This window comes from Bacteroides galacturonicus (genome assembly GCF_003096855.1).
In the GTDB taxonomy this organism is placed as follows: domain Bacteria; phylum Bacillota; class Clostridia; order Lachnospirales; family Lachnospiraceae; genus Lachnospira; species Lachnospira rogosae.
The window spans coordinates 278402-303311 of record NZ_QEOA01000007.1 but is presented as its reverse complement, the minus strand read 5'-3'; the positions used below and the strand labels follow the sequence as shown (position 1 = coordinate 303311).

The following is a 24910-nucleotide window of genomic DNA, read 5'->3' as shown; positions in this document are numbered from 1 at the left end:
TTTTTATGCTTAATATACAGAATTATAAGAAAGTAGAAAGTATTGAAGAGGCCTACGAGCTTAACCAGAAGAAGGCTAACAGAATTGTCGGCGGCATGATGTGGATGCGTATGGGTGATAACAGAATCAATACCGCGATTGACATGTCAGGACTGGGACTTGATAAGATTGAAGAGACAGATGAAGAATTTAAGATTGGATGTATGACATCACTAAGACAGTTGGAAAACCATAAGGGGTTTAATGAGTATACGAATGGCTGCGCTAAGGAAGCACTAAGGCATATAGTTGGCGTGCAGTTTAGAAATCTTGCAACAGTTGGTGGAAGCATATATGGAAGATATGGATTTTCTGATGTTCTTACATTATTAATTGGACTTGATTCATACGTTGAATTATATAAGGGTGGAATAGTTTCCCTAAAGGAGTATGCGGCAAAAAGCTATGACAGGGATATTATTGTAAGCATTATAGTTAAGAAAAAGCCAGTCAAGATGTTTTATGAGGCAGTAAGAATAACAGAAACAGACCTTCCGGTTCTTACCTGTGCTGGCGTGGGCTTTAGCGGTTCGGGTGAATATAATATATGCATAGGTGCAAGACCGGGAAGAGCTGTTATTGTTGAAGATAAGGAAGGTATTCTTAAGGGCGGAGTAAATGATGAGACTATAGAGAGCTTCGCCAGATATGTAAGGGAAAATGTTTCTACAGAGAGTAATATGCGTGGAAGTGCTGAATACAGAAGTCATCTGGCAGAAGAGCTTACCAAGAGAGCATTAAGGGTTGTAAATAATTAATAATTAGTTATTGATTATTAATAGCTGAGGTATTATTTATATAGATTTGTTTATATATCGATTTATTAGTGTATGGATTGGAGAATATATGTTAGTAGATATTAAGTTAAATGGAAAGTCAGTCAAGGCAGATGTTGCCTGCGATATGACTCTTTATGATTTCGTGAGGGAGCATGGCTGTTATAGTGTAAAATGTGGCTGTGAGACTTCTAACTGCGGACTGTGTACGGTATTTCTTAACGATAAACCAGTGCTTTCATGTTCGGTTCTTGCTGTAAGAGCAGATAAATGCAGCGTTACAACGCTTGAAGGTTTACAGGAGGAGGCCGCAGAATTCGTTACATTTATAGCTGACCAGGGGGCAGAGCAGTGTGGCTTCTGTAATCCGGGCTTTGTTATGAATGCTATTGCACTCTTTAGGGAGAATCCTTATCCTGATGAAGATGAGATAAAGGAATTCCTTTCTGGAAATCTGTGCAGATGTTCAGGGTATGAAGGCCAGTTAAGAGGAATTCTGGATTACCTCAGGGTAAAAAAGGCTAAGGAAGCCAGTATGGAAAATAAAGAAAATATAGCAGAGGAGGTGAAGTAATGAAGTCAGTTAATAAAGCAGTAAGAAAAAAGGATGCAATGGAGTTGCTTCTTGGAAAACCGGTATATACAGATGATATTGCACCAAAGGATTGTCTTGTTGTAAAGCTTCTGCGTTCACCATATGCCAACGCATATGTTAAGAGCATTAATACAGATATTGCAATGAAGGTACCTGGAATAGAGGCAATATATACATATAAGGATGTTGACCAGAATATGAAGCGTTTCACCTGTGCTGGTCAGACGTATCCTGAGCCAAGTCCTTATGACAGGCTTCTTCTTGATAAACATGTAAGATTCATAGGTGATCCGGTTGCGATTGTTGCGGGAGTGGATGAGCGTTGTGTTGATAAGGCAATGAAGCTTATTAAGGCAGAGTATGAGGTACTTGAGCCAGTGCTTGACTTTACAAAGGCAAAGGACAATGAGATACTTGTCCATCCGGAGGATAACTGGGAAGCATTGTGTCCTGTCGGAGCTGATAATAAAAGAAACCTATGCGCACATGATGAGTGCAGTAATGGTGATATAGATAAGGTGCTTGAGAGCTGTGATATTGTAATTGACAGGACATATCATACAAAGGCATGCCAGCAGAGTATGATGGAGACCTTCAGGACATTCTGTACAATCGATACTTATGGAAGACTTCATGTTGTAAGCTCTACACAGATAGTATTTCATTGCAGAAGAATCATATCACACGCACTTGGAATATCTCCATCAAAGATACGTGTTACAAAGCCTAGAATAGGTGGTGGTTTTGGCGCAAAGCAGACCTCAGTTTCAGAAATATATCCGGCATTTGTCACATGGAAGACTAAGAAGCCAGCTATGATTATATTCTCAAGGGAAGAGTCATTATCAGCTTCATCTCCAAGACATGAGATGCAGATGCATGTAAGGCTCGGTGCAACTAAGGATGGTATCGTAAAAGGAATAGATTTATATACTCTGTCTAACACAGGAGCTTATGGGGAGCATGGACCAACGACAGTAGGTCTTTCAGGACACAAGTCAATACCGTTATATGGAAAGGCGGAGGCATTCCGCTTTGTAAGTGATGTTGTATACACGAATGTTATGTCAGCAGGGGCATACAGAGGCTATGGTGCCACACAGGGACTTTTTGCGGTTGAATCTGCTGTAAATGAGCTTGCTGATAAGCTGCATATGGATCCTTTTGAAATAAGATTTAAAAACATAGTTAAGGAGGGCGATGTAATGCCTGCTTACTATGGTCAGGTAAATACAAGCTGTGCGCTTGACAGATGCTTAGCAAAGGTTAAAGAGATGATTAAATGGGATGAGAAGTATCCTATGAGAAAGATATCTGATACGAAGGCACGTTTTGTCGGAATGGGTATGGCTATGCAGGGCTCTGGTATATCAGGTGTGGATGTGGGAAGTGCCACACTTAAGCTTAATGATGAGGGTGTGTATACAATGAATATCGGTGCTGCTGATATGGGAACAGGCTGTGATACAATACTTGCACAGATTGCTGCGGAGGTGCTTGAGTGCAGTACTGATGACATAAGTGTATTCGGTGCTGATACTGATATATCACCTTATGATTCAGGATCATATGCATCAAGTACAACATATGTTACCGGAAAGGCTGTTGAGAACTGTGCCTTAGAGCTAAGAAACAGAATCGAAAGTCTTGGAGCAAAGCTTATAGGCTGTGATAAGAGTGAGGTTACATTTGACGGAAGCTGTGTAAGCTGTGAGGCTGGAGAGCACAAGGGTGCATCAGTAAGTCTTTGTGATATAGCAACAGCTTCTATGTGTGGCAATGATATGGCACTTTCTGTTACTAATACACATACATCACCTATTTCACCACCACCATTTATGGTAGGTGCAGCTGAGGTTGAAGTTGACCTTGTTACAGGCGAAAGCAGGGTTGTAGAATATGATGCATGCGTTGACTGTGGAACACCGGTTAATCCTAATCTTGCAAGAGTACAGGCAGAAGGCGGAATCCTTCAGGGAATTGGTATGGCAATGTCTGAAAATATCACATATTCTGATAAGGGAAAGCTTTATGAGAACTCATTCCTGCAATATAAGATACCATCAAGGATGGATATTGGACATATTAATGTTGAGTTTGAAAGCAGCTTTGAGAATGCTGGGCCATTTGGTGCTAAGTCAATAGGAGAGGTTGTAATAAATACACCACTTCCGGCTGTGACAGATGCACTAAGCCACGCAGCAGGAAAGAGGTTCTATGAGCTGCCTATAACACCGGAGCAGATTGCGATGGCGAGGGCAGAGAATAATTAGGATTATAACAAAGATAAGATAAAAGATAAGATGGCACGATTTATTTCTGGATAAAGGGAATGGTCGTGCTGTTTTTTATGTTTATAAATAAAGTAAAAGCTTGAAGAAATGGACAAAATGAGTGAAAATAGTTTTGAAGAAACAGTCATAATAAGCAAAAATAATCTTGAAGAAACGGACAAAATACGCCAAAACAACTTTGAAGAAATGGGCAAAATGAGTGAAAATAATCTTGAAGAAACGGTCAAAATAAGAGATAATAATATTGAAGAAAGTTATATTATAATATGTATTATATAAAGAAATCAGGGGTGCTTTTAGCACGGTAAAGAATAATGACAATGATATAGTATAGTTCTGAAAGGGGAAGACTATGAATTTTAAAAGAAAAGTATATAGTAGATTGTTAGAATGGAAGGAAAAGTATTCGGATAAATATGCGGTGTTGTTAGAGGGGGCGAGACGAGTTGGTAAGTCTACAATCGCCCAAAGCTTTGGAGAAAATGAATATGACTCGTGTATTCTTATTGATTTTTCAAAAGCAACAGCTAATATATTGGAGTGTTTTGATGATATAGCAAATCTAAATATATTTTTTTTAAGATTGCAGGCGGAAACAGGTATAACATTATATGAGCATAAATCGCTGATTATATTTGATGAAGTCCAGCTATTCCCGAAAGCAAGACAGGCAATAAAACATCTTGTTGCAGATGGAAGATACAGTTATCTGGAAACTGGTTCACTAATATCCATAAAGAAAAATGTAAAGGATATTTTAATTCCATCGGAGGAAATGAAAATACAGGTGTATCCAATGGATTATCAGGAGTTCTGTGATGCAACGGGGGGAAACTATGAACTTCTTTGTCAGATATACAATACAGGTAAGGCTATTGGACAGCCAACTAATCGTAAACTGATGAGAGATTTAAGAATATATATGGCAGTAGGTGGTATGCCTCAGGCAGTTGAAGCTTATATAGAGGGTAAGAATTTCTCGGAAATTGATATGGTCAAAAGACAGATTATATCATTGTATGAAGAAGATTTTAAAAAGATTGATGGTTCTGGAAGAATCTCTGCGTTATATCACTCAATTCCGGCACAACTTGCAAAGGATTCAAAAAAATACAGGATTACTGCGGCAATAGGAAAGAAGAATAATTCAAAAACAGAAGAATTATTGTATGAGCTGATTGATTCAAAGACTGTCTTACCTTGTTATAATTCAACTGATCCAAGGGTAAGCCTGACAGATACAAAGGACTTTGACAGTTATAAATTGTATCTGTCGGATACTGGATTATTTATTACATTAATGTTTATAGACCGTCCAGTCACAGAAAATAATGTATATGCGAAGCTGCTTTCTGATAAGCTGCCAGCTAATCTTGGCTATTTATATGAGAATCTTATTGCACAGATGATTACAGCAGCGGGAAGGGAACTTTATTATCACACTTGGGAAAAAGACAAAAGCACACATTATTATGAGGTTGACTTTCTGATTTCTGAGGGAAGTAAAGTAAATGCCTTTGAAATTAAGTCATCAGGGGCAGGAAAGCACGAATCTATAAAACAGTTTTATAAAAAATTTTCAAAGAATGTAAGTAAGATATATTTAATATCACAAAAAGATGTTGGAAAAGAAGAAAATTTAATGCTGAAACCATTTTATTTAATGCCATTTCTCATAAAGTAGATGACTATTTTACATTATAAAATACAGGAGTAAAAATTATGCCTAATATATTAATTGTAGAAGATGATATAAATATTAATAACCTTCTTTGTGAGGTGCTTATGAAGGCTGGTTATACGTGTGAACAGGCATTTTCAGGAACAGAAGCAAAGCTGCTTCTTAATATAAAAGAAAAGGCTTATACGCTTGTACTGCTTGACTTAATGCTGCCTGGTGCAAGTGGTGAAGAGGTTTTAAAAGAAATAAGAAAACATGGAAGGCTTCCGGTGATTGTGCTGACTGCAAAGGATAGTATAGATGATAAAATCGGAGTGCTGACGGACGGAGCAGATGATTATATAACAAAGCCCTTTGAGATTAGAGAGGTACTGGCACGTATTCAGGTGCAGCTTCGTCATATAGAGGTGGAAACAAAAGGTGAAGCAGAGGCGGAAACGAAGGTAGAAGCAGAGGCAGAAACAGAAGTAAAAACAAAGGCTGGTATACAAAAAGGACAAGGCAGCGGAAGGCTTGAGTTCAGAGATATGGTGCTTACACGCTCTACCTTTGAGGTAAGTATCGGTGGCAGGGTGCTTCCTAAGATTACAAAACAGGAATTCGCAATACTGGAATTATTGCTTAAAAACCCGAAGCAGGTGTTTAGCAAGGAGGATATATTCGAATATGCGTGGGATGAGCCATATATGGGTGAAACAAAGACTCTTGATGTGCATATAAGCAATATCAGGAAGAAAATAAAGACCGTTACATCTGATGAATATATAGAAACAATCTGGGGGATTGGATATCGCCTGCATGAATAATTTACTCTTTTTTTACTATTTATTTGCGATTGATTAGGATTTATTTTTTATGATAAGAGCAATTAGGAAAAGGAGGAAAAAGCTTTGAGCGAATTATTATTGCAGACAAGGAATCTGACTAAGCAGTATGGCAGACACAGGGCAGTTGATGATGTAAATATGCACATTAAAAAGGGTGCGATATATGGCTTTATTGGAAGAAACGGAGCCGGTAAAACGACCTGTCTTAAGATGATTAGCGGACTGTCAACACCGTCTTATGGCGAAATAGAAATGTTTGGGTATAAAGGAAAGGACTTACAAAAGGTACGTTCAAGAGTAGGGTGTCTTATAGAAGCTCCCGGACTTTATGGCAATATGTCGGCATATGACAATCTGAACATTAAATGTAAGCTTACAGGGATTAAGAAAAAAGGATATATAGAAGAACTGTTAAAAACAGTGGGTCTTGATACTGTTGGAGAAAAGAAAACAAAGCATTATTCGCTTGGAATGAAGCAGCGCTTAGGAATTGCTCTTGCACTTGTAGGTGAGCCTGACCTGCTTATTCTTGATGAGCCGATTAACGGACTTGATCCACAGGGAATTGTGGAGGTGCGTGAAACCATCCAGAAGCTTGCAAAGGAGCGTGGCATGACAATATGTATTTCAAGTCATATTCTGGAGGAATTATCAAAGATTGCTACAGATTATGGCATTATTCATAATGGATGCCTTGTGCAGGAGCTTACAAGAGAAGAACTTATGAAAAAATGCAGTGAGCGCATAGAGCTTACGCTTGATAATCCTAAGCAGGCTGTTCCTGTGCTTGATGATATGGGCTTTAGCAGCTATCAGGTTATAGATAAAGAACATATTCATATATTTGAAAGACTGGGAGAAAGTGCCAGCCTGAATATGGAGCTTGCAAAGGCAGGGATTCCAGTTAAGGGAATATCTATTACAAGTGAAGAGCTTGAGAATTATTTCTTAAGGCTTACAGGGGGTGACAATCGTGCTTAATATGATAAAGATGGATGTATACAGAATGTTTCGTACAAAGAGTATGTATGTAATATGGATTATATTGCTGGCATCAGCACTGCTTACCTCATTTCTTTCAAAAATAGATTATGATGCAGTTAATAAAGAGTGGGAGAGGCAGCAGGCAGTGGAAAGTCAGGCAGATACTGATGGTCAGACAGTTGATGTGGTAAATGCACAAGACATAGAGGAACAACAGGCAGATAACAGCAACAAGGAACAGCTTTCGCAGCAGAATACAGATAATGTCAATATTGGTATGAGTGTGGAATTACCTACGGAGCCAGGGAAGAAGGTTACGGTAATGGATGTTTTCTTTTCTAATGCACAGGGAAAGTTTTATGCACTTTTTCTTGTAATATTTGCGGTTATGTTTGCAACAGCAGATATTAAGAGCGGTTATATTAAGAATATTGGTGGACAGGTTTCACAAAGGGGGATGCTTATTGTTTCAAGGGCAGTTGCGCTTGCTTTATTTACAGCAATTACATTTGCAGGGATATTTGTATTCCAGGCAGCAGCGAATATGCTTGCGTTTAAATGTGTGGTGTGGGGTAACTGGAAAGAGATTATACCTTATTTCTTAACAGAACTTATGCTTCATTATGCGTTTGTGTTAATATGTATGGCGATAGCAGTTATAATTAAGAATAATGTTATAAGCATGACCTTATCGGTATGTCTTACCATGAATATAATGAGCATTGTGTATGCCCTTATAGATTATGTGGGCAATAGAGTGGGACTTCATAACTTCAATATATATAAGTATACAGTAACTGGAAGGATGGCAATGCTTCCTATGAATGCAGGCAGGGACGATGTTATTAGTTCAATGTGTGTGGCAGCCACATTTATTGTTATAATGCTGTCATTAAGCAGTTATATTTTTCAGAAAAGGGATATTTAGAGAATGAGGATTATTATTGGAATATTAGCAGTAATAATTATTATACAGGCATTTATTATGTGGAAATACCAGCGGCAGATTAAGGACATCTGCCGCCAGTTGTCGTTTCTTATGGAACACGATAGTAACAAGCTGATTCAACGCGAAATAGATATGGGGGGAATAGGTGAGCTTTCAGATAAATTGAATGAACTGCTTGACCTGCGTAAAAAAGAAAGAAACGAGTACAGAAAAAAAGAAGAGCTGATTGCAGATACATATACTAATCTTTCACACGATATAAGGACACCGCTTACATCGCTGGATGGGTATTTCCAGCTTATAGAGGAATGTGACAATATAGATGACCAGAGGAGATATCTTGATATAATCAGAGAAAGGCTTAACAGCCTCAATGAAATGCTGGAGGAACTTTTTACATTCACTAAGCTGAAAAATGATTCGTATAAGCTGGAGCTTACGGATTGTTGTATGAACAGAATATTAAAAGAAACTGTCTTTTCTTATTATGATGAATGGAAGAAGCAGGGCATCTGCCCGGATATTAGTATTACTGAGGAAATGCTGTATATATCAGGTAATAAGCAGGGCTTAAGGAGAGTTATACAGAATGTCATAAAAAATGGTCTTGATCATGGGGAAAAGAATATAAGTATCAAGCTTACCCGTGAGGATAATCACGCCTTGCTTAAAATCAGCAATTATACAGAACATCCTGAAAATATTGACTTAAGCCATGTGTTTGAGCGTTTTTATAAAGCGGATGTTGCAAGAGGCAGAGCCTCAACCGGACTGGGTTTATCTATTGCAAAAGAGCTTGTGGAGCGTATGAATGGAGATATAAGTGCAAGAATACAGGGAAATGATTTTATTATTGAGATAAAAGTTCCGCTTGTGGTATAACGAACACAATAGTGCTCATCTTAAAAGTTCCTTACGGAACTTTGTATGTGCGCTGAAAAGCTGTGCAAATATTGTGGTATAATATGCATGAAAAAATAATAAAAATATTATACTACGCATTGATAAAAAAATAACAAAGTGATATAAATGTAAAAGAAACAGGGGCTGTTACGGAGAAATTATATATAGAATATGCTGATTCGTTTAATGAATGGGGAATACTACAAGTTCAATAATAAAGGGAGACATGCGCATGAAAAATATAAAAGAAATAGGGGATTTTTTTATAAATCTGAATGAATATGTATATGCAACAGATATAGAAACCAATGAGATTGTATATATGAATCATAAAGCATTGGAAGCGTATGGCTTGGAATCAATAGAGGATATAAAAGGCCTGAAGTGCTATGAGGTATTACAAAAAGCTTCTGTTAAATGTGGAATGTGCAACAACAGCAGGCTTCTGCCTGGAGCCTTTGATGAATGGCGTTATTATAATCCTGTATTAGATAAGTATATGATAATAAAGGATACACTGATAGAGGGCGAAGGGAACAGAAAGTACAGGCTGGAAATAGGCATAGATATAAGTGAAGAGCTTGCACAGGATAAGCTTATCCAAAAGTACAGAGAAACTGAGGCACTTGTCAATGAGGGCTTAAGAGAGGCACTTGCAGCAGATACACCTGATGAAACGATTAACACACTTCTTGGGTATATAGGTAAAGCACTTAATGGAGAAAGAACTTATATATTTGAAAAAAATATATATGGCAGAGATGATAATACATATGAGTGGACGGCAGATGGAATAAGGTCAGAGAAGGATAATCTTCAGAATCTGCCTCCAGAGGTATGTGCTAACTGGTATAAGTGTTTTGAAAAAGGCGGAAACATCGTAATTCAGGATATTGAAGAAATAAAGGATAGTGATTCCCTGCAATATGATAATTTAAAAAGACAGGGTATTCATTCAATAATTGCAATTCCTATATATAACGAAGGAAATGTTGTTGCATTTATGGGAATAGGCAATCCGCCACTGCTTACACTTAAATATGCCTTAAGTATACTTGAGATTATGAGTGCTTTTATTATATCGTGTATAAAGCGCAGGAATATGATGAGAAAGCTTGAGGATATGAGCTATAAGGACGCACTGACCAATATAGGAAACCGCTTTGCAATGAGTGCATGTGTAGAGAGTATAGATGAAAAACAGAGCATAGGTGTTGTTTACTGTGATGTTACAGGACTGAAATATGTGAACGATACAATGGGACATGATGCAGGCGACAGACTTATTCTTAACGCCTGTGGATGTCTTACGGATGTGTTTGGAGAAGATAAGGTGTTCCGTATAGGTGGAGATGAGTTCCTTGTAATCTGTACACAGATAGATGAGAATACATTAATAAAGCGTATAACAGAGTTAAAAGAACTAATGAAAGAGCGTTCTGTGAATATGGCAGCCGGTGTTATCTGGAGTGAGAATGTAATAACAAGCTTTGATGAAATGCTGCGTGAATCTGAGGAACGGATGTATGCTGATAAAGCACAATATTATAAGGAAAAAGGAATTGAACGCAGAAAAGGACGTGTATAGCAGGGCTAAAGGAATGCATCATATAATACAATAACAGGCAATTTTGTGATAAATTATAATAAATAATACAGCTTAATTATTGACATTTTAAGATCAATTATATACAATCACATTATCTGCGATGACGAAGACAGTAGATTATGAAAGAAAGCGATAGCGAGCCGGGATGGTGGAAGCCGGTGTGAGTAGAGCATAGTTGAATATCACTTCCAAGCATCCTTGCAGAACTTTGTAGTATGATATTATTGGTAAAATTATGGATGGTATTATATTACGAAAAGTAAGTAAGGACGGTAATCCTACCGTTACAAGGGACGCATATGATGGTATGTCGTAATTGATATAGGTTAAGTTGATTCAGCCCCTGTCGTATTACGGCAGGGGCTTTTTTGCATATGTAACGACATTTGTTACAGCACCAATAAAGCAAGCTGATATCGTTACGATTAAGTAAATGATTTGAAAGGAGTAACACAATGGTATACGAGAAAGTTTCATCAGATATGAATTTCGTAGACAGAGAAAAACAGGTCGAAAAGTTCTGGAAGGATAATGATATATTCCAGAAGAGTATTGATAACCGCAAGAAGGGGGAGACATATACATTTTATGATGGACCTCCTACAGCTAATGGTAAGCCACATATCGGACATGTTCTTACAAGAGTTATAAAGGATATGATTCCAAGATATAGAACAATGAAGGGTTATATGGTTCCACGTAAGGCCGGATGGGATACACACGGACTTCCAGTTGAGCTTGAGCTTGAGAAGGAATTAGGTCTTGACGGCAAGGAACAGATTGAAGAGTATGGTCTTGAGCCATTCATCAAGAAATGTAAGGAAAGCGTATGGAAATACAAGGGTATGTGGGAGGATTTCTCATCTACCGTTGGTTTCTGGGCTGATATGGATAACCCATACATCACATATGATGATAACTTCATCGAGTCTGAATGGTGGGCTTTAAAGCAGATATGGGATAAGGGTCTTTTATACAAGGGCTTTAAGATTGTTCCTTACTGCCCACGTTGTGGAACACCACTTTCATCACACGAAGTAGCACAGGGCTATAAGGCTGTTAAAGAGCGTTCAGCAGTAGTACGTTTTAAGTGTGTAGGTGAAGATGCATATTTCCTTGCATGGACAACAACACCTTGGACACTTCCATCTAACGTGGCACTCTGCGTGAACCCAGAAGAAACATACGTTAAAGTTAAGGCAGCAGATGGCTATACTTACTATATGGCAGAAGCACTTCTTGATAAGGTACTTGGTGGACTTGCAGTTAAGGCAGGTCAGACAGTTAATGGTACAGCAGTAGAAGAAGGCACAGAAGTAGGTAGCGGTGCAGGCGTTGATTACGAAGTATTAGAAACTTACAAGGGTAAAGACCTTGAATATAAAGAATATGAGCCATTATATCAGTGTGCGGCAGATGTTGCAGCTAAGCAGCACAAGAAGGGACATTTTGTTACATGTGATGACTATGTAACTATGTCAGATGGTACTGGTATCGTTCATATTGCACCAGCATTTGGTGAAGATGATGCTAAGGTTGGACGTAAGTATGACCTTCCATTCGTACAGTTTGTTGACGGAAAGGGTGAACTTACAAAGGAAACACCATATGCAGGACTTTTCGTTAAGAAGGCAGACCCAGAAGTACTTAAAGACCTTGATAAAGAGGGCAAGTTATTTGATGCTCCTAAGTTTGAGCATGATTATCCATACTGCTGGAGATGTGATACACCACTCATCTACTATGCAAGAGAATCATGGTTTATTAAGATGAGTGACCCAGAAGTTAAGGCTAACTTAATAGCTAACAACAAGACAATCAACTGGATTCCGGAAACTATCGGAACTGGACGTTTTGGTGCTTGGCTTGAAAATGTTCAGGACTGGGGAATTTCACGTAACAGATACTGGGGTACTCCTCTTAATATCTGGGTATGTGATGATTGTGGAGAAATGTTATCTATCGGAAGCAAGGCAGAATTAAAGGAACATTCTGATAACTGTCCAGATGATATCGAGCTTCACAGACCATATATTGATGCTGTTACTTGCACTTGTCCTAAGTGTAAGGGCAAGATGAAGAGAGTTCCAGAAGTTATCGACTGCTGGTTCGACTCAGGTTCAATGCCATTTGCACAGCACCACTATCCATTTGAGAATAAGGAAGTGTTTGAACAACAGTTCCCTGCTAAGTTCATTTCAGAAGCCGTTGACCAGACAAGAGGATGGTTCTACTCACTTCTTGCAATATCAACACTTCTTTTCAATAAAGCACCTTATGAAAATGTTATCGTACTTGGTCACGTTCAGGATGCAGATGGACAGAAGATGAGTAAGTCAAAGGGTAACGCTGTAGATCCATTTGACGCATTACAAAAGCACGGTGCAGATGCTATCCGCTGGTATTTCTACGAGAATTCAGCACCTTGGCTTCCTAACAGATTCCATGACAAGGCTGTTACAGAAGGTCAGAGAAAGTTTATGGGAACTATCTGGAACACATATGCATTCTTTGTACTTTATGCTAACATAGATGATTTTGATGCTACTAAGTACACACTTGAGTATGATAAGCTTCCTGTTATGGATAAATGGATTCTTTCAAAGCTTAATACTCTTGTTAAGACTGTTGATAATAATCTTGCCAACTACAAGATTACAGAAACAGCAAGAGCACTTGAGGACTTTGTAGATGAGCTTTCTAACTGGTATGTAAGAAGATGCCGTGAAAGATTCTGGGCAAAGGGTATGGAGCAGGATAAGATTAATGCTTATATGACTCTTTACACAACACTTGTAACACTTTGCAAGACAGCAGCACCTATGATTCCTTTTATGACAGAAAGCATTTACAGAAACCTTGTATGCAGTATAGACAAGACAGCTCCTATCAGTATCCACCTCTGCGACTTCCCAGAAGTCAAGGAAGAATGGATTGACAAGGAACTTGAAGATAACATGGAAGATGTATTAAATGCTGTTGTTATCGGAAGAGCATGCCGTAACTCAACTAATATCAAGAACAGACAGCCAATCGGCAAGCTGTACATCAAGGCTGACTGGAAGTTAAACGAATACTTTACAGCTATCATAGCAGATGAGCTTAATGTTAAGGAAGTTGAGTATACAGATGATGTAAGAGCATTTACTTCGTACTCATTCAAGCCACAGTTAAAGACACTTGGACCAAAGTATGGCAAGCATCTTAATGCTATAAGAACTGCGCTTTCAACACTTGATGGCAATGCAACTATGGATGAGCTTAATACTAAGGGTTCATTTACAATCAATGCTGATGGTGAAGATATCGTTCTTGAGAAGGATGATGTTCTTATAGAGATGACTCAGAAGGAAGGTTTTGTAGCAAGTTCTGACAAGGGTATTACAGTTGTTATGGATACTAACCTTACACCAGAGCTTATCGAGGAAGGCTTCGTAAGAGAAATCGTAAGCAAGATTCAGACTATGCGTAAGGATGCTGGATTTGAGGTTATGGACAAGATTACTGTATATGTAGATGGTAATGACAAGTTAGCAGACCTTATGAAGAAGAATGAAGAACAGATCAAGAGCGTTGTTCTTGCAAATACTATAGAAACAGGTAAGACAGCAGGCTTCACTAAGGATTGGGATATCAATGGTGAGAAGGTTGTACTTGCAGTTGAGAAGAACTAATATAGAACTTTAATATATCAGGAGAAAATTACAGTTGTGCGAATTTTCTCCTGATTTTTTAATATTTACAGTTTTTGGGTTGACGTATAAATATTTGTGAAAATATATATTGACAAATAAGGTTTAGTGACTTAGACTAAGGCTATAAATATCAGATAAGAGAGGTGCAGATTAATATGCAGCCAGTAATATATGAAAGTGAGTATAACTTCTGTAAGATATTGTGGGAGAATGAACCGGTTAAGAGCACAGAGCTGGTGAGATTATGCAGGGAAAAGCTTGACTGGAAGAAGTCAACCACATATACAGTTATAAAAAGACTGAGTGACCGCGGAATAATAAAGTCCGAGAATGCAATAGTCACATCTATAATTAAGAAAGAAGATGCACAGTCAATAGAGAGCGTGAATATCATAGATTCAAGATTTGACGGTTCGCTGCCGGAATTTGTGGCGGCTTTTGTTCGTGCAAGGGGGATAACGGACGAGGAAAGACAGGAGATAGTAAGGCAATTTGGGTTAGATAAATAACACAATGGGGATTGTGTAAAGTGGAAGGCTTAGGGCAATCCGTATACATCAGTGAGTGGGGGTATACATATGATGGGGTTAAAGTTATATACAGACATTTTGGAGAATAATATCAGAGTAATGGCAGCTATATTAATATGCCTGCTGATATGCGGATTAATGCGTATAAAGTCAGCGAAGCTTAAGCTGCTGTTAATGTCTTTAGTGTGGGTCAGAATTCTGATACCACTGTCAATCAGGTTCAATATAAAAAGAGTATCAACAGACATATTGTCAGAAGTGAGTTACACAGACAGTGTGACGGGAATAACAATAAATATGTATGAAATATTAGCGGTCATATGGCTGCTTGGAATTGTTGTGATATTTCTGCGTAATATGTTAGCTGATATGAAATTCAGGAACGGATTATCTACAAGTATTCCACAGGAGATACTAGCTGGCGGTAAAAGAGTGAAAGTATACAGAAGTGATTATATATCTTCTGGATTGGTATATGGTGTTGTCAGACCTAAGGTTTATATATCATATGCAGTCAATGATGAAGACGTACCATATCTTTATGAGCACGAGTATACGCACATACGCCACAGACATCATATTATCAAGATAATAACAGGCATAGCAGCGGTTATATATTGGTACAATCCGCTGGTATGGATGTTTTATAAGTATTATGCAGAATATATAGAGTTAAGCTGTGATTATGACTGCTGTAACAGACATAGGGACGATGAGGACTGGAGTAAGAAATATGCCAATATATTGTTAAATAGTGCTTATAAAGGCAATGTGACAAAAGTAAGGGTGCTGGGATTTAATAATGATTACAGAATTACGATTAATAGAATAGGTAATATAATGAAGCCTCAAAGTGCCAGTACCAGCAAGGTGGCAGTATCATTACTGATATTGACGGTTGTTATGGCTGCATTATTCATAAAGCCTACGGTGCAGTATGTAGAAGCCGGCGGTAATGAAGTTAATAGAAGTACAGATGTTATTGAAAAGATAGAGCATACAGATGAGAGCGTACAGATAGAAGATGAAGAACAGGCAGAAGATGAGGTAATTAAGACAGAGCAGAAGGAAGTCGATGGGAAAGTATTAGGAACGGGTGGACAATATGTCCAGTCATATCAGGAGTTTGACCCAGCTAATGCAAGAGATAGCGGGGTTACGATATGGATTGTTTTTCCAAGTGAATAACATTTAGATAGGTAATTTAAGGTGAATAGGAGTCTAGAGAGGAGTTAAGTATGAAAAAAAGAGTACAATTTTTATTAGGGTTAGTTTTATTTATAATAATTTCGGTTAATTCTATGATTTGTAATGTAAAAGCAGGAGAAAGTGAATTTATGAATTCATATATTGAAGAGATTGATTTGGATAGGAGACTGTATGAGGATAATGTTACTTATCATATAGAGTTAATAGATAATACAGGAGAAGTATGTGCTTATGTAAAAGTTATTATTTCATATGAATATGCTGATGGAGTTTGGGTAAGTATGGACTGGATATATTTAAATGTGGAATGTTGTGACGGTTATTCAGCTGTAATAGATGAGAATGCTCAAATATATCAAGATTACGGAGTAAGATATTGCACGATAAGCAACTCTGACGGCTTAAATATAAAATATAAGATAAAAGCGTACGCAGATTGTTATGGTGAAACAAGTGTAGATTATGAAATAATAGATAGATATTATGATTAATGACATAATGGGAATGAACATTGTGGTAGCTAATATGTAATAAATAAAAGTAAAATTAATTGACAGAATAGGTCTAATGAGTTAGACTTGTGGTATAAATACTTTGTGCATTAATTATAAAGAACCAAGAGCTCAGTTCTTAATATTTAGTATTAGTGCAACAAAGAGTTAAATTTAATTAAGAAGGGAGGAGGTATAGATAATATTTAGTTAGTAACCGAGTAACTAAAGATATTTGCCGAAAGGAGAAAATATTATGAATTTTATGAGAATAAAGAAAATAGGTAAAATGGCAACAGCGGCTATCATAGCATTTATTGCTGTTGTAGTATTTATTAATCCACAGAAAGCACAGGCATCACAGGGAGGTGCAGTAACGGTAACAGCTACTTCCAATTATGTACTTGACAATTCACATAGTGTGGATATTTCTATAACGGCTGATGTTGAATATGCATATGATGAGGGTTCTTATGGCTGGGTTATAAATATAACTCCACGAGGATGGAGTGATTATGGTGATGTTATTATAGGTAATATGGATTACGTAGATGAATATGGATATACAACATCAATGGCAACATATGTATTCCATTATACAGGTTATTTAGGAGATAGTGATTATGAGGGATATGTATATTTCAATTTTAGTGTTGATGAATGGGGGAATATTGATTACTGGTTAGAATAATAAAATATCTAAAATGTTGATTATGGAAAGGGGCGTATCGGCTATGAAAAAGATATTATTAATTATGATGACAGTTACAACAGCATTAGTTATGACAGCGTGTTCTGGAAAGACGAACAGTCAGACATCATCTGAGGATTATAAGTATTCCTCATATGTATATGATGACAATGCACCACAGTATTATATGTCGGATAATGCAGCGGCATCAGAGACAGGATATTATTATATAGCCGGTGCGCCTGTTAATAATAATAGAAATTCGTATATATATTATTATGATATGGTGAAAGATATGACCATACCATTATGTTCTAAGATGGACTGTGACCATAGGACAGAAGAGTGTGAGGCATATATGTCTAAGGATGCCTGTCTGGGAAATAAGATATGGTATCATAACCAAAGATTATATATGATTGAGAGGACTACAGAAAAAGATATACTTGTTTCCTATGATAAGACAATGAGAGATAAGAAAGAAGAGAAGACGCTATCAATAAATGGGCTGTCAGTTAATAAAAATTATAACAGTGCCTGTTTAACTAATGGTAAATTATATTATGAAATATCTGGAGATAATCAGATATATCTGTGTGCAGTGCCTATAGATACAGATGGGCAGGCTTATATTGTAAAACAGTATGCGAGTGGGTATTATTATCACGAAGTGATTTCATTATATCCAATAGAAGATAAGCTATATGTTAACTGGCTGAGTGGAATATCAGCTGATGAGTATAGATATTATACAGAGCAGATTGATGTGTCAACAGATGGAGTTGTTATTCAGTGTAATATGAATGAGAAGTATCCAGAAATAGCATCAACTATTATATATACAGAATGGTGTAGACAGTCGCGTTTTGATAGTGATGGAAATATATATTTTGCCTGCGTAGGTGATAATAAATATATAGTAAGAAAGCTTAATATAAGTACAGGGGATATCAAAGATATATATTTGCAGGAAATGCAGCACGAAAAAGACTACATGTATGTGAGTTTGAAAAATTATGATGGTAAGTATTTATATATTTATAAAAATGTCAATGGAGAAGCACTTGATGAAAAGAGCATCGAAGAAAAATTAAAAAAATACGACAATAATATATATATATTAGATACAGATGGTAATGTAAAAGATACAGTAACATTGAATGGAACAGATGATACAGCAAGTGGAAATATTTCAGGTGAATTTTATGGAGGAGATGACAGATGTCTTCTTATTGTATTTAGCACATATGGTATAAAAGGTCTGGAGTTATCTGAAGAAAAAACAGCTCTTAGGGCGGAACTTATAGAAGAAAGTAGAAAAAATAAAAAGGGAAGTCCAGTTGTCAGTGTTTCAGCCATTTTGGATAAATCTCAGATTGGCAGTGGTGCTATAACTTTGGAGCAGATTACACCTGAATAAGTTATGGGTGAGGTGAAGGCGTATGGAACTTGTAAGAATTGTAAGAAAAAGTCTACTTTGCATAGTGTGTCTGTTTATAGCAATGATATGTATAAGCCTTTATCAGATTAATTATAATCAGGATAGTAAAGTGTATAAGTATTACAAGGAGATTATCGCAGATTATAATAATATTAAAAATGATAACGTAGCATTTACAGCAGAAAAACTTACTAAAACGTATGAACAATATAAGGAAGAAGACAGCGAATATATAGAGGAAGCTGCTGGACTGATTAAGGAAAAAGAAAAATATATCGAAAGTTATAATGCAGATAACCAGTCAAAGAATTATAACAGAATATTGCAGAGTACACTTTTTGGTAATGACAATAGTTTTTATATACTTAATGCGAATAAACAGATTAAGGATAAGGAAAATCGCCCATCTGTTGATGTAGAAATGGTTAATACAACGGCTGTTGAAAAGCTGGTAACCAACAGAACGATGCCTCTTTTGTATATAATTATATTCACAGTTATTATTATCTATTTTACAGAAGAAACAGATAATGGTGTATTGGTACTTGTAAGAACAAGCAGGCGTGGGCGCATATTACTTCCGATAGTAAGATGTGGCATTATAATTATATATAATATTGTACTTTCATTTCTGTACAACGGAATATTGTATGCTATATATGCTCGTGTATATGGAATTTCTGGCGGTGCATATATACAGAATTCCAAGTTGTTTAATATGTTTCCATATGCTATAAGCATTAACCAGTTCTTTGTTCTATATTGTCTGGTATATGCACTGGCAATGTTTACTATAGGGTTATTTATATATTTTGTAATTAATCTTATAAGTAATTATAAAGTTGCTGTTACATTGGTTATAGTAATATTTTTGTGTGAATATCTGCTATATAATAAAATTCAGTATAATAGCCAGTTTAATGCTTTGAAGTACATAAACATAATAAATATATTGTTTTCTGGAACATCTTATCTTGTGTATGAGAACTGGGGAACCAATGGCTTTATAGCAGATATAAGTACTACTACATTTGTTATGACTGCGGTTATATTCCTTATAGGTCTTGTTGGAAATATAGTTGTGTATTCATCAAAGCATACTATCAGAAAGAAGAATATTATTGATATTATGCTTGATAAAATACATATATTGATACAGAAACTGATGTATAAAATGTCGCTTCTTTTAATGGAAATATATAAGACGCTTATAATACAGAAGGGAATTCTGTTTATAATTGTATTGGTGTATGTGCTTATGACATTTAAAATTCAACGAGGCGTGGATTACACTAATAACAATTATATGGTTAATAAATTCTATAAGGAATTTGATGGACGTGCGCCAGATGAAGATGTGGAAGCCTATATAACAGATTTAAGAGATGAGTTAGAAGAAGCAAAGCAGGATGAAGCTGCAATGTTATATAAAAAGGAGGAATTGTTAAAAGAGCAGCGTAACATAGATGCAATGCAGGCGGCAGTTGATTATGTCAATGAAATTAATGATAACAGGTCAGCATCAGCAGTTATAGTTAATCCAGCCAATTATAATGATATACTTGGAGAAAGAATGTATTCTAGTAATGAGAGCGTGAATTTTATAAGTATTATTATAGTTATATTATTATTTGCAGGGGACTATGCTTTTGAAAGGCAGAATAAAATGACAGCCCATATACGTTCATCTAAAGGAAGAGTAAGGTTATGGAATAATAAAATGTTAAAGGTCTTCATAATAACCACATTATTGTGGCTGATATCAACTATAATTAATGTACATAATATATCTGACCGTTATGTATATAACCAGCTTACACAAAGTATATGGTGTTTACAGATGTTTAAGGATTTTCCAGTTAATATAAGTATTCTGGCATATATTATCTGGTGTAGTGTATACAGGCTTATATGGATGCTTGTTGTTGCATTTACAGCTTATATTATATCTTATAGATTTAGCTATAAAGTATCGTTAATGGTTTCATTTGTTATGTTAATACCACACGTTATATATATATTAGGTGTAAACTGGGCGCAAAAGTTTTCAATAGTTGTAGGTATGGATATTAACAGACTGTTTAATACATATGGCTATAACGTAAAAAGCATAATTCTGCTTATTGTAGTATTTGTAATAATGCTTGTGATAGCCTGTGCAACATATCGTAAAAATATAAAATAATATTTTTAAATATTATATAGACAGAATATCCATTAAATAAAAGCTATTTGGTATGAGAAGTATGGAGGGTTATTATGGAACTTAAGATTACAGATTTAAAGAAAACATATGGAAATGTCAAAGCTTTGAAAGGGATAAATTATACATTTACGCCGGGAGTATATGGAATACTTGGTGCTAACGGTGCAGGCAAAAGTACGATGATTAATCTGATAACAGATAATGTCAGCCGTGATAAGAATGGCGGAAGCATAATGTATAGTGATGGTGAAGATAATACAGTATCTAAGGAGCTTGTTGATATATTAAAGCTTGGGGCAAAGTTTCGTGGGGTTGTAGGATATATGCCACAGCAACAGGGCTTTTATGAGGAGTTTTCGCCTAAGGCATTTCTTAAGTATATGGCAGAGATAAAAGGTGTTAAGAGTGTAAAGTCTGTTGATGAAGCTGGAAATGTGACCATTAAAAAAGTTAATCAGCAGATAGATGAATTGCTTGAAGTGGTCAATCTTACATCAGTTGCGTATAAGAAGATAGGTGGTTTCTCTGGTGGTATGAAACAGCGTGTACTTCTTGCACAGGCATTGCTGGGTGACCCAAAGATACTTATACTTGATGAACCGACAGCAGGTCTTGACCCTAAGGAAAGAATAGGTATCCGTAATTATATTGCTGAATTATCCAGAGATAAGATTATATTATTCGCAACTCACGTTGTAAGTGATATTGAGTGTATAGCGGATAAAGTGCTTTTGTTAAAGGATGGTGAGATAATTGCAACAGGAACACCTTCACAGCTTATAGAGAATATGCAGGGCAAGGTTGGTGAAGTTGTCTGCACTCTTTCAGATGTAGCTGATTTGCAGGGAAAGTACCATATAGGAAATATCAGGCAGAGAAAGAACGGTATGGTATTAAGGCTTGTCGGAGATGAGCTTCCAGAGGAGGCTGTAAGGGTGGACAATGATATAGATTTAGAGGATGTATATCTTTATTATTTTGAATGATAAATAGAAAATATAATCAATAGTAATAAGCGTGGAAGAAGGTTGTATGATTACAATTTTTTTCCACGTTTTTATATAAATAGGTGAGATGAGGTACAATTCACGCCAAAAAATGACAGTTCACGCCAATGGTATTGAAATGTTCGCTTGGATAGATATACTGAAATTAGTAAAAACAGTTGGAAGAAATGTTGTAGAAATTTAAAAGGCAGAAAATATGAAAATGCTGACAAAGAAAATAGTGGATTGTATATATGTTAACAAGATAATAGAACAGGATATGATAGCTGTATGTGAATATGGTGTTGAACTTGTATTGGCAGGAATAGTTAATATAATTGTAATATTATTCGTAAGTGTTTTGCTACATAGTATGTTATATGGAATTATATTTCTGTTAATATTGATATCAACGAGGGCGTTTATGGGCGGATATCACGCAACTACCCATATTAGATGCAATATTTCAATGGTTTGTATATATATAATATCATTACTAATGTTAAATATTAAATACGATGGTTATGTAATGCTTGTGCATATTCTTACACTTACAGGATATATAGTTATAAGCAGATACGCACCATTAGAAAACTCAAATAAAAGCTTATCGGAACAGCAAAAGAAGAAATATAACAAAATAAGTCAGATTGCATATATTGTGTTACTTGTAATAGCAATGGTGGTTAATTATAAAGACCAGGAGCTCAGTCTTTATATTAATATAATAATGGTTATCGTAGTTGTTTTATTGATAATAGGAAAGGAGAAGAACATATATGATGAAGAAAAAGGTATTAAAAGCAGTTGCTAATATATCAATGTACACAGCAAAAGCGGCTTCTAATTCAGCATCATTTTGGGGATTATATCAGCCTAAGGAACCAAAGAAAGTAGAAAAAGATAAAAAATAAGAAAGGGGTAATTTTTATGAAAGTTAAGAAGATTATAAAGACAGTTATAACAGTATTAGCAGTATTTATAGCGGTGATTATTATTAAGAATCCAGATAAGGCATTAGCAACGCAGACTGGTGAAGATGATGTTTATGCAGAGTTAACGGATGTCCAATTAGATGATTCACATTCTATAAATATATATGCACATACACACGTTTCATATGCATATGATGAAGGTGCATATGGTTGGATAGTGGATGGATATGTAGTTGGTAATGATGGTGTTGGAAGTGATAATGTAAACGTAGAGGTGCTTCAATTAGATGAACAATATGGATATGGAACATCACAATTATGTTTTAAATATTATTTTTATGGACATTCATTTATAAATGATTACCGAGGATATATTTATATATATGTATCTATTGATGAATGGGGCAATCTGGATAGTTGTATAGAGTACAAACCGATATAATGAATAGATATATAAATATAACGTGACAAATATTACATTGATTTAGCATATTAGAAAGAGGTGTATCGGCTATGAAAAAAATAATATTAATAATAATGGCAGTAGTTACAATGCTGGGAATATCTGCCTGTGGTGATAAGCAATCTAATCAATCAACTGTAACTGATGATTACAGGTATTCTTCATATACTTATGACGATAATGCACCGCAGTATTATATGGCGGGTTCCGCAGCTGCATCGGAGACAGGATATTATTACATAGACGGTGCACCAGTTATTAATAATAGTAATATGTATATATATTATTATGATATGATTAAAGATATGACGATACCATTATGTTCTAAGGTTGATTGCGACCATAGAACAGATGAATGTGAGGCATATATATCACAGAATATCTGTGTAGGAAGCAAGATATGGTATCATAATCAAAGATTATATATGATTGAGAAAACTGAGGAAAAAGATATACTTGTTTCTTATGATAAGACGATGAGAGATAAGAAGGAAGAGAAGACTTTATCAATAAATGGATTGTCAGTTAATAAAAATAGTAAGAACGCCTGTATAACTAATGGTAAGCTGTATTATGAATTATCAGGAGATAATTCACTGTTTATATGTGCGGTTTCTTTGAATTCAGATGAACAGGCATATGTTGTTAAAGAGTATGTGAGTGAATATAATTATTATGAAAGAGTATCGTTATATCCAATAGAGGATAAGATATATGTGAATTGGTTAAGTGGAGTATCTGCCGATAAAAGCTTATATTATATAGAACAGATAGATATCTCTACAGACAATGTGAGTAGACTGTGTGATATGAATGAAAAGTACCCTGAAATATCATCAACGATTATAAATTGGAATAGTGAAACGTATTTTGATAAGGATGGCAACTTATATTTTACTTGTGTTGATAAAGATAATTATATGGTTAAAAAGCTTAATGTAAGTACAGGAGATATCAAAGATTTATATGTACAGGAATTACAGCACGAAAAAGACTATGGTTATGTACATTTAAAGAATTATGATGGAAACTATATCTATATATATAAGGGTGTTAATCTGATGGCTTTGAGTGGAAAGCCTCTTGATGAGCAATTTAAAAAATATGATAATTATATTTATATATTAGATACTGATGGTAATATAAAGGATACAGTAATATTAAATAATACGGATGAAAAGGTATCAGGAAATATTAGTGCTGAATTTTATGGAGGAGACGAGCGGTGTCTGCTGATAGGATTTTCCACACACGATATAAAAGGCTTGGAATTATCAGAAGAAGAACAAAATCTTAGAATAAAATTAGAAGACGAAGTATTTAAAAATAAAAAAGGTTTCGTGGATGTTAATGTTTCAGCGATTTTGGATAAATCGCAGATTGGTAGTGGAAATATAACGCTGGAACCAGTTACACCAGAATAAGTTATATAAAAGGGGAATATAGTATTATATTGAATAATAGCAAAGAAATATAGTCAAAGGTAATCAACAAGTGCGGATGAAAGAATTTCTATGGAAGATTTTATGAATATAATGTGTAGATAATAGATAGAATAGGTAAATAACGATATAGATTTGGAATACGCATATCTTTATTATCTTGA

22 protein-coding genes are annotated in these 24910 nt (G+C 35.7%); all 22 read left to right on the top strand.

Annotation, left to right across the window (positions count from 1 at the left end):
- The first annotated feature begins 5 nt into the window (after positions 1-5).
- The 22 genes from C7390_RS11880 (at position 6) to C7390_RS11775 (ending at position 24728) form a co-directional block, all read left to right on the top strand.
- Positions 6-797, top strand: coding sequence for an FAD binding domain-containing protein (locus C7390_RS11880; RefSeq protein WP_116444248.1), 792 nt, complete (start codon positions 6-8; stop codon positions 795-797).
- Between the two features lie 88 nt (positions 798-885).
- A complete protein-coding gene (locus tag C7390_RS11875) occupies positions 886-1389 on the top strand; it encodes a (2Fe-2S)-binding protein (RefSeq protein ID WP_055176768.1) in 504 nt (167 codons plus the stop codon).
- Entirely contained in the window at positions 1389-3683 is a 2295-nt protein-coding gene (locus tag C7390_RS11870) for a xanthine dehydrogenase family protein molybdopterin-binding subunit (protein WP_116444247.1), read from the top strand. Before C7390_RS11875 ends, C7390_RS11870 begins: the two co-directional genes overlap by 1 nt.
- Before the next feature lie 117 nt (positions 3684-3800).
- Positions 3801-3983, top strand: coding sequence for a hypothetical protein (locus C7390_RS11865; RefSeq protein ID WP_116444246.1), 183 nt, complete (start codon positions 3801-3803; stop codon positions 3981-3983).
- A gap of 73 nt (positions 3984-4056) precedes the next feature.
- Complete coding sequence (locus C7390_RS11860; protein ID WP_055306926.1) at positions 4057-5388, top strand: ATP-binding protein; 1332 nt, start codon at positions 4057-4059, stop codon at positions 5386-5388.
- 38 nt (positions 5389-5426) lie between these two features.
- Positions 5427-6191 carry a response regulator transcription factor gene (locus tag C7390_RS11855; RefSeq protein ID WP_055306925.1) on the top strand — a complete coding sequence of 255 codons (765 nt, stop codon included), beginning with the start codon at positions 5427-5429 and terminating at the stop codon, positions 6189-6191.
- Between the two features lie 84 nt (positions 6192-6275).
- Positions 6276-7193, top strand: a complete 918-nt coding sequence (locus C7390_RS11850) for an ABC transporter ATP-binding protein (RefSeq protein ID WP_055176780.1) — start codon at positions 6276-6278, stop codon at positions 7191-7193.
- Positions 7186-8124: an ABC transporter permease gene (locus C7390_RS11845; protein WP_055306924.1), complete on the top strand. Its 939-nt coding sequence runs from the start codon at positions 7186-7188 to the stop codon at positions 8122-8124. The genes C7390_RS11850 and C7390_RS11845 overlap by 8 nt, the downstream gene beginning before the upstream one ends.
- Before the next feature lie 3 nt (positions 8125-8127).
- Positions 8128-9027 carry a sensor histidine kinase gene (locus C7390_RS11840; RefSeq protein WP_090140940.1) on the top strand — a complete coding sequence of 300 codons (900 nt, stop codon included), beginning with the start codon at positions 8128-8130 and terminating at the stop codon, positions 9025-9027.
- A gap of 253 nt (positions 9028-9280) precedes the next feature.
- Complete coding sequence (locus C7390_RS11835; RefSeq protein WP_116444245.1) at positions 9281-10636, top strand: sensor domain-containing diguanylate cyclase; 1356 nt, start codon at positions 9281-9283, stop codon at positions 10634-10636.
- 476 nt (positions 10637-11112) lie between these two features.
- Positions 11113-14331, top strand: a complete 3219-nt coding sequence (ileS, locus tag C7390_RS11830; protein WP_116444244.1) for an isoleucine--tRNA ligase — start codon at positions 11113-11115, stop codon at positions 14329-14331.
- Positions 14332-14507: 176 nt separating this feature from the next.
- Positions 14508-14861, top strand: a complete 354-nt coding sequence (locus C7390_RS11825) for a BlaI/MecI/CopY family transcriptional regulator (RefSeq protein ID WP_116444243.1) — start codon at positions 14508-14510, stop codon at positions 14859-14861.
- Positions 14862-14933: 72 nt separating this feature from the next.
- Positions 14934-16070: a M56 family metallopeptidase gene (locus C7390_RS11820; protein WP_318295689.1), complete on the top strand. Its 1137-nt coding sequence runs from the start codon at positions 14934-14936 to the stop codon at positions 16068-16070.
- A gap of 50 nt (positions 16071-16120) precedes the next feature.
- A complete protein-coding gene (locus tag C7390_RS11815) occupies positions 16121-16582 on the top strand; it encodes a hypothetical protein (RefSeq protein WP_090140945.1) in 462 nt (153 codons plus the stop codon).
- A 256-nt stretch (positions 16583-16838) separates the two neighbouring features.
- Positions 16839-17273 carry a hypothetical protein gene (locus tag C7390_RS11810; RefSeq protein WP_090140948.1) on the top strand — a complete coding sequence of 145 codons (435 nt, stop codon included), beginning with the start codon at positions 16839-16841 and terminating at the stop codon, positions 17271-17273.
- A 43-nt stretch (positions 17274-17316) separates the two neighbouring features.
- Positions 17317-18693, top strand: a complete 1377-nt coding sequence (locus tag C7390_RS11805; RefSeq protein ID WP_090140949.1) for a hypothetical protein — start codon at positions 17317-17319, stop codon at positions 18691-18693.
- 22 nt (positions 18694-18715) lie between these two features.
- A complete protein-coding gene (locus C7390_RS11800) occupies positions 18716-20899 on the top strand; it encodes a hypothetical protein (RefSeq protein WP_090140951.1) in 2184 nt (727 codons plus the stop codon).
- A gap of 74 nt (positions 20900-20973) precedes the next feature.
- Positions 20974-21906 carry an ATP-binding cassette domain-containing protein gene (locus C7390_RS11795; protein ID WP_090140954.1) on the top strand — a complete coding sequence of 311 codons (933 nt, stop codon included), beginning with the start codon at positions 20974-20976 and terminating at the stop codon, positions 21904-21906.
- Positions 21907-22123: 217 nt separating this feature from the next.
- On the top strand, positions 22124-22720 hold the full coding sequence (locus C7390_RS11790; protein ID WP_116444240.1) for an accessory gene regulator ArgB-like protein: 597 nt from the start codon (positions 22124-22126) through the stop codon (positions 22718-22720).
- Entirely contained in the window at positions 22686-22820 is a 135-nt protein-coding gene (locus C7390_RS11785) for a cyclic lactone autoinducer peptide (RefSeq protein WP_318295688.1), read from the top strand. The genes C7390_RS11790 and C7390_RS11785 overlap by 35 nt, the downstream gene beginning before the upstream one ends.
- Before the next feature lie 16 nt (positions 22821-22836).
- On the top strand, positions 22837-23283 hold the full coding sequence (locus C7390_RS11780) for a hypothetical protein (RefSeq protein WP_116444239.1): 447 nt from the start codon (positions 22837-22839) through the stop codon (positions 23281-23283).
- Positions 23284-23354: 71 nt separating this feature from the next.
- The gene (locus C7390_RS11775; protein WP_116444238.1) at positions 23355-24728 is read left to right on the top strand and encodes a hypothetical protein; all 1374 of its coding nucleotides are present in this window, start codon (positions 23355-23357) and stop codon (positions 24726-24728) included.
- The last annotated feature ends 182 nt before the right edge of the window (positions 24729-24910 follow it).